This is a genomic window from Capnocytophaga sp. H4358, assembly GCF_002302515.1.
GTDB classification, from domain to species: Bacteria; Bacteroidota; Bacteroidia; order Flavobacteriales; family Flavobacteriaceae; genus Capnocytophaga; species Capnocytophaga canis.
The window spans coordinates 1,169,714-1,183,195 of sequence record NZ_CP022380.1 but is presented as its reverse complement, the minus strand read 5'-3'; the positions used below and the strand labels follow the sequence as shown (position 1 = coordinate 1,183,195).

7 protein-coding genes and 1 pseudogene are annotated in these 13,482 nt (G+C 37.8%); 6 read left to right on the top strand and 2 right to left on the bottom strand.

Annotation, left to right across the window (positions count from 1 at the left end):
- Nucleotides 1–159: 159 nt before the first annotated feature.
- The 4 genes from atpD to CGC49_RS05050 all read left to right on the top strand — a co-directional run bounded on the left by atpD (nt 160) and on the right by CGC49_RS05050 (nt 5,029).
- Nucleotides 160–1,668 (top strand): F0F1 ATP synthase subunit beta, encoded by a 1,509-nt coding sequence (gene atpD / locus CGC49_RS05065; RefSeq protein WP_042008529.1) that lies wholly within the window; start codon nt 160–162, stop codon nt 1,666–1,668.
- Nucleotides 1,669–1,689: 21 nt separating this feature from the next.
- Nucleotides 1,690–1,971, top strand: a complete 282-nt coding sequence (locus CGC49_RS05060; RefSeq protein WP_042008526.1) for a F0F1 ATP synthase subunit epsilon — start codon at nt 1,690–1,692, stop codon at nt 1,969–1,971.
- A gap of 375 nt (nt 1,972–2,346) precedes the next feature.
- The gene (gene crcB / locus CGC49_RS05055; RefSeq protein ID WP_095912013.1) at nt 2,347–2,727 is read left to right on the top strand and encodes a fluoride efflux transporter CrcB; all 381 of its coding nucleotides are present in this window, start codon (nt 2,347–2,349) and stop codon (nt 2,725–2,727) included.
- A 25-nt stretch (nt 2,728–2,752) separates the two neighbouring features.
- Nucleotides 2,753–5,029 carry a GH92 family glycosyl hydrolase gene (locus CGC49_RS05050; protein ID WP_095912012.1) on the top strand — a complete coding sequence of 759 codons (2,277 nt, stop codon included), beginning with the start codon at nt 2,753–2,755 and terminating at the stop codon, nt 5,027–5,029.
- 105 nt (nt 5,030–5,134) lie between these two features.
- Here CGC49_RS05050 and CGC49_RS05045 read toward each other — a convergent pair whose 3' ends face one another.
- Nucleotides 5,135–6,337 carry an IS256 family transposase gene (locus tag CGC49_RS05045; RefSeq protein WP_095893597.1) on the bottom strand — a complete coding sequence of 401 codons (1,203 nt, stop codon included), beginning with the start codon at nt 6,335–6,337 and terminating at the stop codon, nt 5,135–5,137.
- 575 nt (nt 6,338–6,912) lie between these two features.
- Entirely contained in the window at nt 6,913–9,297 is a 2,385-nt protein-coding gene (locus tag CGC49_RS05040) for an outer membrane beta-barrel family protein (RefSeq protein WP_095912011.1), read from the bottom strand.
- A 703-nt stretch (nt 9,298–10,000) separates the two neighbouring features.
- On the opposite strand from CGC49_RS05040, the gene CGC49_RS05030 reads away from it, so the two are divergent.
- Nucleotides 10,001–11,014, top strand: a complete 1,014-nt coding sequence (locus CGC49_RS05030; RefSeq protein WP_095912009.1) for a TQO small subunit DoxD — start codon at nt 10,001–10,003, stop codon at nt 11,012–11,014.
- A 135-nt stretch (nt 11,015–11,149) separates the two neighbouring features.
- Nucleotides 11,150–13,473, top strand: a pseudogene (locus CGC49_RS11270) (oligopeptide:H+ symporter).
- The last annotated feature ends 9 nt before the right edge of the window (nt 13,474–13,482 follow it).

Sequence of the window (13,482 nt, the reverse complement as noted above, 5' to 3'; positions counted from 1 at the left end):
AAATAAAATCTGTTTTAGAGGTTTTTAGTGAATAAATTTATACATTTTTTTTTCTTTTATTAAGAAAAATCATATATTTGCAGACAAACATAAAAACACTTTATGTTTTGCGTGAACAAAATATAAATCAAATAATTAAACATAACAATTATACAGAAAATGTCTCAAAAAGGTAAAGTATCACAGGTAATTGGACCAGTAGTGGATGTTGTTTTTGCTGCTGAGAGCGAACTTCCTAGGATTTATGATTCATTGGAAATTATTAAAGCTGATGGTTCAAAATTAGTTTTGGAAGTACAGTCACACATAGGTGAAGATGTTGTTAGAGCGATTTCAATGGACTCAACAGAGGGTTTAAGTCGTGATACAGAAGTAATTGCAACTGGGAATCCAATTCAAATGCCTATCGGGAAAGACATTTATGGGCGTTTATTCAATGTTATTGGAGATGGAATCGATGGTTTAGGAAACCTACCAAAGGAAGGTTCTAATGGACTACCGATTCACCGTGAGGCTCCGAAATTTGAAGATTTATCAACTTCAACAGAGGTGCTTTTCACAGGAATCAAGGTTATCGACCTTATTGAGCCATATGCTAAAGGAGGGAAAATTGGTTTGTTTGGAGGTGCGGGAGTAGGAAAAACCGTTTTGATCCAAGAGCTAATTAACAATATTGCCAAAGGTCACGGAGGACTTTCAGTTTTTGCTGGAGTGGGTGAGCGTACCCGTGAAGGGAATGACCTTTTGAGAGAAATGTTAGAATCTGGAATTATAAAATATGGTGATGAGTTCATGCACTCTATGGAAAATGGAGGATGGGACTTAACCAAAGTTGATAAAAAAGCAATGCAAGACTCTAAGGCGACATTCGTTTTCGGTCAGATGAACGAACCACCAGGAGCTCGTGCTCGTGTGGCACTTTCAGGACTTACCATTGCTGAATATTTCCGTGATGGGGCTGGAGATGGACAAGGAAAAGATGTTTTATTCTTCGTAGATAATATCTTCCGTTTTACCCAAGCAGGTTCTGAGGTATCGGCGTTGTTAGGTCGTATGCCATCAGCAGTAGGTTATCAGCCGACATTGGCAACTGAGATGGGGGCAATGCAAGAGCGTATTACCTCTACAAAGAGAGGTTCAATCACATCCGTGCAAGCAGTTTATGTTCCTGCCGACGACTTGACTGACCCTGCACCAGCGACAACCTTTGCTCACTTGGATGCAACTACCGTATTGTCACGTAAAATCGCTGAGTTGGGTATCTACCCTGCCGTTGACCCATTGGATTCTACTTCAAGAATTTTGACTCCTGAGATCTTAGGAAAAGAACATTACGAATGTGCTCAACGTGTTAAGAAATTATTACAGCACTATAAAGAACTTCAAGATATTATCGCCATCTTAGGTATGGAAGAACTTTCAGAAGAAGATAAATTGGCGGTAGCTCGTGCGCGTCGTGTACAGCGTTTCTTGTCACAGCCTTTCCACGTAGCTGAACAGTTTACAGGTATACCTGGAGTTTTGGTTGATATTAAAGACACGATAAAAGGCTTTAATATGATCATTGATGGAGAGTTAGATCATTTGCCAGAAGCTGCATTCAACTTGAAAGGAACAATTGAGGATGCTATTCTTGCAGGAGAAAAAATGTTAGCTGAGGTTCAATAATATTGAAAATTCAATACGGATATGAAAGTAGAAATTGTCACCCCTGAGGAAATTTTGTTTAACGGAGAAGTGAATGCGGTTTCTGTTCCTGGAGTGAACGGAGAGTTCCAAATGTTGGAAAACCACGCACCTATCGTGTCAGTTTTGACGAAGGGATATGTGAAATTATACGGAAACATTGAACTTCGAGAAAGCGTTGCTTCTCGTTTTGAAAAAGGAGATAAAAAAAATGAATTTTTATTGGCTATCAATGGCGGAACTTTAGAGTTAAATAACAATAGAGTAGTCATTTTAGCGGATTAAGATAGTTTTTTGATTTTAAATTTTATTATTGAATTAAAACGGCTGTAAGGGATTACGGCCGTTTTTTTTATGATATCTGGATACTGCTCAGACTATTAAAATATGCCATTTATGTTTTAAATTTTTTGTTTTAAAAGCATATATATACATCGGTTTTATTTCATTACGAACTCTGAAAAAAACCACAATTCTAAGTATGTCTATAAACTTCTGAGAAGTAGATTGTAATTTTATTCTTCTATATTCGTTGGGATAAAAAATATAATCTGGTTTTAGACTACAATTTATACAACAATCTGTATTTTTTGACTTCCTAACTTCTTTGTTTTTATGATTATTTTTGCTACTTTTGTTGTGTTCGGTTAATCAATAAAAATGATAAGATCAATTATGTACGTAGGGTTAGGCAGTGCCATAGGAGGTATGTTTCGCTTTTTGTGCTATGGACTGATAAGCATACGAATAGTCAAAATGTTTCCTTTTAACACTCTTTTTGTCAACGTATTAGGTAGCTTTTTGATTGGGGCACTGTTTGTATTATTTCAGAAGAAAAACTTTCCTGCGGAATGGTTGTATTTCTTTATTACAGGAGTATTGGGCGGATTTACTACCTTTTCGGCATTTTCCTTAGAAACCTTCCAACTTATCGAACAGAACCAAATTGGAAAAGCCTTTCTTTACGCTTTGTTGAGCGTGTTTTTAGGCTTGTTGGCTTGTTGGGGAGGGTATGTGGTAACATCTTTATTAAGCAAATGAAATTTTAAATAAAATATTTTAAACAATGATAAGAAAATACATTTCATCATTGGCGCTTTTAGGGCTGATGGTGACTTCGTGCCAAGAAGTAAAACAGCCTACAACAGAGCAAGAAACACAGCAAAAACCCCTCACCACTTACGTTGACCCTTTCATCGGTACGGGCGGACACGGACATACCTACCCCGGAGCTACCGTTCCGTTCGGAATGTTGCAAGTGAGTCCTGTGAATGGCATCAGCGGTTGGGATTGGTGTTCGGGTTACCACCACAGCGATACGTTGCTCATCGGTTTTGGGCATTTGTCGCTCAGTGGAACAGGTATTGGTGATTTGAACGATATTTTGCTGATGCCTGTCAATAAAGAGTACGATTTATCGCAGCTTTCTACTGGAAAAAAAGACCAATATCCGAAAGCTGCTTTGGACTTCCGCAATCAAGTCACGTACAAGTCACGTTACTCGCACCAAAACGAAAAAGCAGAACCTGGTTACTATCAAGTTTTCCTTGAAGACCCCAAAATAAATGCAGAACTTACAGCAGACCAATACGTTGCTTACCACAAATACACCTACCAAAAAGGCGATACACAATCCGTTATCTTGAATTTAGGATTTGCCATCAATTGGGATAGCCCTACGGAAATGTTTATCCAACAATCCAATCGAAAGTTGGACGGACAAAACGACGGAAACATCATCACAGGACATCGATTCAGTACAGGTTGGGCGAAAAATCAAAAAGTGTTCTTCGCTATTGCATTTTCTAAACCTATTAAAGATTTACAACTTCAAAATAGTGGAAAACAAATCTCATCAGGGCAATTCTTCTTTGATAATTCCACAGGGGAGGAATTGGTGGTGCGCGTGGCGGTTTCTTCTGTAAGTGAAGAGAATGCGTTGGCGAATTTGGATTTGTATGACAAACGCACCTTTGCCGAAGTACGCCAAAAAGCTCACGACACTTGGGAAAAACATCTTTCTTCTATCGAAATTGAAACGCCTGTCGATTCGCTTAAAACGATTTTCTATACGGCTTTGTATCACACGCAGGTAGCTCCCGTGACGTTTTCTGACAAGAACGGACAATTCCGTCAGCAAAACGATGAAATTTATTCCACCAAGGATTTTACAGCCTATTCTACTTTGTCATTGTGGGACACATTCCGTGCTGAAAATCCGCTAATTACTTTGCTTCAACCTAAAAAATCTTCGGATATTATTAGCTCAATGTTAGCGTATTCCGACGTTATCAATAAACTTCCCGTTTGGACGCTCTACGGCAACGAAACCGATTGTATGACCGGCTATCATTCTATCCCTGTGATTGTTGAGGCTTATCTCAAAGGCGTTCGTTCGTTCGATGCCGAAAAAGCCTTCGAAATGATGAAAAAAACGATGATGGGAGACGAACGCGGACTGAAATTCTACAAGCAATATGGCTACATTCCGTACGACAAATGGGACGAATCGGTAACCATTACGTTGGAATATGCTTACGATGATTGGTGTGTAGCACAAATGGCAAAAGCCTTAGGAAAAACCGATGATTACGAGTTCTTTATGAAACGAAGCGAAGCATACAAACATTTGTTTGACCCCACAACAGGCTTTATGCGAGGCAAATCGGCAAGTGGTAAATGGCGTGAGCCTTTCGACCCGAAACACTCCAATCACCGCGAAGCTACCGATTACACTGAAGGAAATGCTTGGCAACATTCGTGGTTTGTTCCGCAAAATCCGCAAGGGCTTATTGAGGCTTTCGGCGGAAAAGAGAAATTCACAACACATTTGGAAAAACTATTTACCGAAAGTTCTGAAATTACGGGCGATAACGTTTCGGCGGACATTACGGGACTCATTGGGCAGTACGCTCACGGCAACGAACCGAGCCACCATATTGCGTATCTGTTTAACAAAGCGGGAGAGCCACATCGCACACAATATTGGGTAAATGAAATTTTGAAAACGCAATACAACACCACGCCGAACGGATATTCAGGAAATGAAGACTGCGGACAAATGTCGGCTTGGTATGTGTGGAGTTCCATTGGTTTGTATCCGATGAATCCTGTTTCGGGTGAGTATGAAATTGGACGTCCGTTGTTCCCGAAAGCGAAAATCAATCTGCCTAACGGAAAAACCTTTACCATCATTGCTGAAAATGTTTCTGCGGAAAATATGTACATTCAGTCGGCAACGCTTAATGGCAAATCACTTGACCGCACTTTTATCACTGATGAAGAACTTAAAAACGGCGGAGAGTTAAAATTTGTAATGGGGTCAGCACCGATAAACAACTAATTGACAATGTAAGGAGGCTGTCCGAAAAGAGTTGTTTTGAGCAAAATATTAAAAATAAGACACTATCCCTCTAAGTGTGTAAGTTAAAAAGTTGGGGTTAAGTTTTTATAGTTTGAGTCTTTGTGCAAATATAAGCATAAATTGGTTCAAGACAATCCCCCAATTTTGGATAGGCATACTCCACTTTTTGGTAGCTTCTCTCAAAGCCAAGAAAACGGACTTTTGCACAGCTTCGTCTGTTGGGAAAGACAGCTTGTTTTTGGTGTATTTCCGAATCTTACCATTCAGATTCTCAATAAGATTGGTTGTGTAAATAATTTTTCTTATCTCTAACGGAAAATCGAAAAATACGGTCAATTCGTCCCAATTGTCATACCAAGATTTGATAGCATAGCCGTATTTTGACTCCCATTTTTGGGCAAAATCTTCCAAAGCAACCTTGGCAGCTTCCTTGTTAGGGGCAGTATAGATGTGTTTCATATCGGCTGTAAATTCTTTTCTGTCTTTGTAAACCACATACTTACAAGCATTCCTAATCTGATGAACCACACATATTTGCGTTTGTGATTGGGGAAAAACCGTGCGAATGGTTTGCGTAAATCCGTTTAAATTATCGGTGGCAGTAATGAGAATATCTTCCACTCCACGAGCCTTTAAATCAGTGAGAACGCTCATCCAAAAGGCGGAACTTTCATTCTTTCCGAGCCACATTCCTAAAACTTCCTTTTTTCCCTCTCGATTCAAGCCCACAGCAAGGTAAATGGTTTTGTTGACAACTTTTGAGTTCTCACGAACTTTAAAAACGATGCCGTCCATCCAAACAATCAGATACAGCTCGTCCAACGGGCGGTTCTGCCAAGCGACCATTTCATTGGTAACCGCATTGGTAATCCTTGATATTGTGGAAGTTGATACTTCAAAGCCGTACATTTCTTGGATTTGTTCTTCGATGTCGCTCACGCTCATTCCTTTGGCATAGAACGATACGATGATGTTTTCCAAACCATCGATAACGTTCTTGCGTTTAGGGACTAACATTGGGTTAAAACTACCGTCTCTATCCCTAGGAACTTGGATTTGTTCTTCGCCAAAGGAAGTTTTTATCTTCTTGGAAGTGTGTCCGTTACGATAATTTCCATCTTTAGTTTTGTCGTGTTTTTCGTTGTCCAAGTGAACGTCGAGTTCGGCATTGAGCATATGTTCCACCGCTTTTTTGTGGAGCTCTTTAAAGAAACCTGTCAAGTCCTCAGCAGTCTTAAATGACTTGTAAAATTCTTTGCTGTTGAGCAATTCTTCCTTGTTAATCATATCTGTTTAAATTATGGGTCAAAAATAGTTAAAAAGTTATTTCCGAAATTTTTTTTGAGCTTTTAAGGGCTCAAAAAATTTCAGAATAACTTTTCAACTTACACAGATTATGGGATACTCCTAAAAATAAAATGCTTTTATTCAATAGATTAAGTTTTATGAAGTTGCTAAAAATTTGACTTTTCGGACAGTCTCTTTCTTATATCTTTCAGGTTATTATATTGAGTTCAATCTCGACTTTTTATTTTGTTTAAAACTTGTACTCTACGTCTGCTAAGCTCCTTTTTCACATAGTTTTGGTAATGTCTAAATGCAGTTTTTAGCATGAAATAGCTTCTGAAAATAAATGTTAAATAAATTTAAAAACCTTATTAATAGGTAATTAAAGTTTAAATTCTCTTTTCCTTTTAGGTAAATACGAGATAGTTTTTTATTGGCTACTCTTAAACATTTTGTTAGTTCTACCCTATCTTTATACAGTATTACAAACAAGGTTTTAGGTTTTTATGCTTTTACCACAAAAATCATAATCCCTTGTTTGTTTTCAAAAATTTACCTTTATCAATTGAATGTAGCTAACTTCTTCCGCGTTCTTCTGCATTTCCTCCCTCTCTTTTTTGTACTGAAATTTTGCTATTTCCAAATTTATAGGTAAGAGAAAGACGTAGGTAACGCGTATCGTAGTATTGACGATAGCTTTCTGTAATGCCTTGTTGTTTAATTTTTCGGGTATAAGTCATTATATTGGTTTTGAAGATGTCGTTTGTGTTGAGAGCAATAGTTAATTTTTTATCGAAAGCTAAATATTTGATACCTAAATCTAAACTTGAAACCTCCGAACTTTTTGATGTGTCATTATCCCACGGAAACTGATATTCATACGATACACTTGCTTGTAAAGTTTTGTTTTCATTCAGCATAAAAGTATTTCCCAAATATTGATAACCTCCCCAACTTTTCATTGGGTCGGGAAATGCAGCAACATAAGGTTTTGCATTTTCGTAAGTTACAATCATATATGCCGAAAATTCCCACCACCAAAACAAACTTTTATTGACATTTACCGAAGCACTCCACTCATTACTATTAGCAAAATTTTCCCATTGCATTTTAGTTTCCTCCAAAGCAGGATTGTGATACGTAATTTGAGTTCGATTATCCTGTATGTTGGAATATGTTAGCTGGAATGTTAACCAATGTTTATAGGAATAGTTCAGCGTTGCTCCTAATAAATAGGTAGGTTGCAAAAATGGGTTGCCCACTACATACGATTTCGGATTCATATATAATCTTCCTGGGTTAAGTGAAAAGAATTGCGGACGATGAATGCGACGGTTTACATTTGCCGAAATGTTGTGGTTCTCATCAATTTTATATTGAACATATAATGTCGGGAAAAGCTTAAAGAAATTTCGTTTGTGTGTTTCATTATTTGCTAAAACGGAAACTCCTTTGGTCTGTGTATTTTCACCTCGAACACCTGCTTTTACGCTCCATTTCTTTCCGAAAGATTTCGCCCAATCGGCATACAGGGCTTGGGTATCTTCTGTATAAAGAAAGTGATCTTTGTGAGCAAGAGTTTGTATTTGATTTTCATCACGAAAATCGGATTCGGCTATATTATCAGTCTGTGTTCGGGAGATTTTCGCTCCGAAAGAAAGATTTCCCCACGAAACGGGTAGCTCCGCATCAGTTTTAAAGGAATAATTGTCTATTTTTTGTATAGAAAGCGAATTTACATACGACTTTGGTTTTGTGTTCAACTGATAATTATGGAAAATAGTGTTTAAGTTGTCATTTCTATCTTTTTTATAATGGAAATAATCTGCATCAATGGTAAGTTTTGCTCCTTTATCTCCGATTTTTTGTAAGAAATTCACATTGACAGACAAATTTTGAGTGTTTTCAGGTTCAATTTGATAGGTAATATATTCTTTCATCAATTTCGGATTATTGTACATATACGCACGATTTGCTGTCAAGCCATTGTTGATATTATCCGAAAAACTTCCCATAAATTGTACACCAAGCGTACTTTTTTTGGTTACATCGTAGTTCAAATTCACAAGGGGTACCCACGTTTTGCTTTTCCCTTCTATATCCAACCGATTGACCCAATATTCCTGTGGATACCAAAAATGAATGTCGTTTTCGTATTTCGATTTTCCGTCTGTATAGCCCAAATCAGCCAAAGCGGAGAACTTATTTTTTCGATAGGAAAAGTTTATGCCGTTGCGTAATTTCCCAACAATTCCCTGCTGATAGGAAGTTCGAAGTGTAGTGTTCCAATGATCTTCCTTGGCTTTTTTAAGTACGATGTTGATTAGCCCCGCATTGCCTTCGGCGTCGTATTTGGAAGGCGGTGTGGTGATAACTTCAATTTTTTGGATATTGTCGGATGCTATGGATTTCAGATAGTTAGTGAGTTCTTCGCCCGAAAGTTGTATTATTTTATCGTTGACCATTACGCGTAAACCATTTTTGCCAACAATAGAAATATCCTCGTTACGCACCTGAACTCCGGGGGTAGATTTTAGGGCATCAAGGGCGTCTCCACCACTTGCTTGAACAGAATTTTCTACGTTGAAAACAATTCTGTCCACTTTTTGTTCTACAAGTTTTTTACGACCTTCAACAGTTACAGCTTCCATCTGAATAGACTCATCAATTTTTATAACTCCTAAATCAGTATTTTTGGAAAGTGATACATTTTTGCTGAAAAGTTCCGTTCCGAATTGTTCAAAAATGAGCGTGTAATCGCCTTTCGGGATTTTTACAGAAAATTTCCCCGAAGCATCGGTAAGTGTTCCGTGTACGGTTTTTTCGTCTTTTTTTAAGATGACATTCAGAAATTCAGCGGGTTTTTGCTGTTGATTTTTCACCTCTCCCGAAAGGGTGATTTCTTGAGAGTAAAGAACAGTAGCAAAAAGTAAACATAAAAAGGATAACGTGGTTTTCATATGATATTGATTATTGGTTTCTACCCTTAAAGACGCAGAAAAACGGAAAATGTTACAAAAAATCAGAAATTTTATTCAAAAAAAATGTACATTTGCCCAATAACGCATTCTCAAAATCCGTGAAAGAGTTGTTGTTACATATCAAAAAAGTTAAATTCCTTTTTTGGGGAATGTTCATTTTGTTTTCGCTTACGCCCTGTACTGCGAAAGGAATTCTTTTTGATAGTGCTGAAATATCATTTTTTAAACCGCTTCATAAAAATAGAACGACTACCTCCTCATTTCAATGTCAAAATCTCGTCTCTGCGAATAAAAAACTTCGTACGGAATGTGTTCTAAATGTTTTTGATAATCAGGAGAATGATTTGCTTTGTTCTACTGAGATATTTGCTTTTGATGCGAAAATAAAAAAGGTGTATTTTAATCAAAACTCTGCAAATGCTCCTCCTAAATACATTCTTTTCAGGTGTTTAAGAATTCATTTAAGCTAACTTTTGTGAGATGATGTAAAAGTATGATACCTTAAAAAAAGAAGTGTTTTTGTCAGGCTGAGCGTAGTCGAAGCCCTGTAATGATGAGGTGAAGTCGAAGCTCTGTAATTATGAGGCTTCGACTACGCTCAGCCTGACAATCAGAACTACATCATACTTTTTATAACACGACCGTTTTTTGCAATAAAATTTTAATATTAAAAAGAGTTTAAATGAAAAATAATACATATCAGGAGCAATTCTCCTCTTGGGCAGGGTTGTTCACTTTGTCTTTACGTTTGGTTATTGGTTGGACGTACTTTTCTGCCTTTTGGCGACGCGTGGTTTTAGAAGATAAACTTTCTCCGGAAGTGGCAGGTTATGTAGGTGAGAAGTTTAATCATTTTTTACCTAATGCATTGGGAATAAAACCTTTAATTGAATACTTAGTCTCTAATCCCGATAAATTAGAGTTTGCTATGATAGCCTTTACCATAGTGGAAGCGATTGTGGGCTTGTTCATTATGTTAGGGCTATTCACACGCTTGATGAGCGTTGGAGTTTTTTCTTTAGCAATGGGAATTTTGTTAGGGTCAGGATGGTTGGGAACCACTTGTTTAGACGAATGGCAAATCGGCGTTTTGGGCTTGGCAGGAGGTTTTACCATTTTCCTGACGGGTGGTGGATTTTATTCACTTGATGATTTTTTGATGAGTAAAAACTATGCTTTTACCTCCAAAAAGTGGTTTAATTACTTAGGTTCAGGAATTTTGACAATCAAACAATTGAAACCTTTGGTATTGGTATTTTCACTATTTATCTTCGCTATTACGTTATTCACAAATCAGTATTTTCACGGAGGCGTGTTTGGGAAACTTCATAATAAATCGGTAAAACCTAAAGTAGAAATTTCAAATGTGGTGTTAGCTGATAATGAACTCACTTTTGAAGTTTTTCGCATAGAAGGAGCCGATGTGTATGGTTCTTTTTTAATTGAAATGCAAATTTTGAATGACAAGGGAGAAGTTTCTAAAAGCTGGAGTATGAATTATTTGTCAAAATTCCCGAAGGATAAGATTAATAATCATTATGTAGCAAAAGTGAAGCCTGGTAAGCATAGTCTGATATTGCCTTTGGGAGCAAAAGCAGATTTGTCAGTTTCGTTAGATGGATTACCTAAATCAGAAGTTAAAACGCTGAAACTTATTGATATTAGTGGAGCTGAGTGGACTGCCGAAATACATTGATAGCAATGAAATTAACTGTAAGTGATTGACTTTACTTCTGATAATAGAGACAAGCATGTTAAGTGATTCGTGTTTGTCTCTTGTTTTTTTCAAAAGAAATGGTATATTTGCCCTAATCAAAAATATTGACTAACAATGGAAAAAGCGAGATCCAATTTTTTTGACACGCAAGTGCTAGGGCATCCGGCAGGGTTGTTTGTGTTATTTTTCACCGAGATGTGGGAACGTTTTTCGTTCTACGGAATGCGAGTGTTGCTCATTAACTTCCTAACAATGGCAATGATAGGCTATAATCCTGGGTGGCAATGGACAACCGAAAACGCAGGAGCTTTGTTCGGCACGTATGTGATGTTGCTGTATTTGACTCCTATTGTGGGAGGGATCATCGCTGACCGATTTACTGGCTATCGATGGGCTATTGTCATTGGAGCAGTCATTATGACATTAGGACATGCTGCGATGGCGGTGGAAACCGAATTTTGGCTATATGTCGGACTGGGGTTATTGGTCGTTGGAACAGGTTTTTTTAAACCGAATATGACGTCCATTATCTCACACATGTATAAGGATTTACCAGAAAAAAAAGATGGAGCGTATACCATTTTCTATATGGGTGTGAACGCAGGGGCTTTTTTCGGGATGATGCTTTGTGGCTATATTGCTGAAAAAGTGGGCTGGAGTTGGGGATTTGGTTTAGCAGGTGTTTTTATGCTGTTGGGAACCTTGCAGTTTTGGTTGGCTCGTCCGCTATTTGGAACCGTAGGTGATGTGCCTTCGAAAGCTCGAAAGGAAGTTTCTGAAAAACAGCATGTTAATAAAGAAATCAATGACCTCGAAAAGCGTAATCCATTTACGATGCTTGATAAAGTTTTGATAGCCATTGCAGCAATTATTGGGTTAGGGTATGCTATTAACGATCCGCTTTCAAGAATTGGTGGGATCGACTTATTTAAGTTTTTAGAAACTCAAAACATCAAAGGGCAATACATTGCTGTAGTCTTCGGGCTTTTTGTGTTTCTTTTTGTAGTCATCTCTCGTATTTCTCGTTACACGAAAATCGTTCGAAACAGAATGATTACTGTAATTATCTTTGCGTTTTTTACTGTATTTTTTTGGTTGTCGTTTGAGCAAGGAGCTTCATCTTTGATTATTTTTGCTCGTGATAACGTACAGCGTGAGCTGTTGGGTAGTCAGGCAGTTATTTTCAACGTGGTTAATGCGTTACTTACGGTTATTCCGTTGTTGTTAATCACGTATGTGTTGTATCTGTTAGGTAAGAAAACGTTTTCAAAGATATTTGCATCGAATATTGTACTTTTGGTATGCTTCGGTTTGGTGTGGGTAGTTGTTGGTTGGATGCTTAAACGCGATTTTAATACTGTTGCTTATAGCGTGAGTTACGATGCATTTCAGGTGTACGATAGCGATGGTAAGGATTTGAAAATCAATGCAGAAGGTGATTTTATCCTGAAGCATGTTCCTTTAGCGATCGATGATACTAAATTAGCATCGGAGGTGCATATTACCACCAAAACCCAGAAAATTTTCAAAATCACGGAAGTTGATGTATCTGGAAAAACTATCAAAAAGTATAACCACCCAAAAGGGAATATGAAATTGTAGAAAAAGCAATTCCAACCATTGCAGTTCCACGAGTAAACCCTGAAACGGGAGCCATAGTTACGGATAAAAAAGGGGAAAAACTATATGATTTTTACGCTACTGAAAATAATACATATTCATTGGTAAGTAAAGAAACCATTATTGGTGAGACCGATGCTCGTTTTGAAATGGGGCAGGATATTTTTATGCTACCGCGAAATAATGATTTCTCATCGTTTGGGTATGTAGATGCTGAAAAAATGGCATGGGCAAAAGAACGTGCTGCAAGTCTTCATGCTAACAGTGGAGTGGTCAAGGCTGTTGTTCGCGAGGAAAAATCCAACTGGGTGGAAATCACTACCTCATGGTTTTCTATTCTTAATTCCTTTTTTATAATTGCGTTGGCAAACCTTTTCTCTCGTTGGTGGGATAGCCGTTACAATCCACCTGCGGCTGTGAAATACGGACTTGGACTAATCATCATGGCAATTGGTTTTGGATTGTTAGCCCTTGGAGCTCATGGCGTTACAGAGGGAGTTAAAGTAAGTATGATTTGGTTGGTATTGGCGTACTTGTTCCATACTATGGGAGAGTTATGTATGTCACCTGTAGGTCTATCCTATGTGTCGAAATTGGTTCCAGCTCGGATGATTGCCTTTATGTTTGGAGTATGGTACTTGGCAATTGCCATAGGCAATAAGGTTGCAGCCATCCTTGGGGGGCAAATTGAGAATATAACGAACCAGTATAGCTTGTCGACTTTCTTTCTTATATTTACCATAGTTCCTGTAGTTGCAGGATTGTTAATAATATCTCTTAACCCATTGATCAAGAAATTGATGCACGGAGTTAAGTAGGTAATAGGC